Below are 462 nucleotides of genomic sequence, written 5' to 3' on the forward strand. Positions count from 1 at the left end.
GTGGTGGGGCAATCGCCGGAGGCTCGACAGTGGTACAACCTAAATTTGGACTAGGCGGCGGAGCAGGAAAACCTGGTGAAATTATAATTACTCCTCTCACAGTTAAACCCGGAGATATGTACTCCTTTACAGTTGGGGCTGGAGGGGCTGGAGGGGCTGGAGGCACACAGGTAAGACCAGAGAGTGGTTCGACTTGGATTCCCAGAGATGAATTAGGACAAGCAGGTATTCCTGGAGCGGCATCATATTTTTCCTCACTTACTGCTTCCGGTGGTGCTGGTGGGGAAGGAGGGAAAATAATAATTATCGACTCCCCGTACGCCAACTCAGTAGGAGAGGTTCCCAAAACATACTCCAGCAACGGTGAAACTGCAGTAAATACTCCTTATGGAAAAGGGGGATTGGGAGGAGCGAATAGTGATGGCCAATCCGGCTCTGGTTATGGGGCGGGAGGTGGGGGAG

At 51.9% G+C, this 462-nt stretch carries 1 pseudogene; it reads left to right on the forward strand.

Annotated features, from left to right (window positions below):
* Positions 1-29 precede the first annotated feature (29 nt).
* Positions 30-462: pseudogene (locus HEN21_RS22925) on the forward strand (phage tail protein); the annotation flags it as partial.

The organism is Escherichia sp. 93.1518 (genome assembly GCF_013368915.2).
In the GTDB taxonomy this organism is placed as follows: Bacteria; Pseudomonadota; Gammaproteobacteria; order Enterobacterales; family Enterobacteriaceae; genus Escherichia; species Escherichia ruysiae.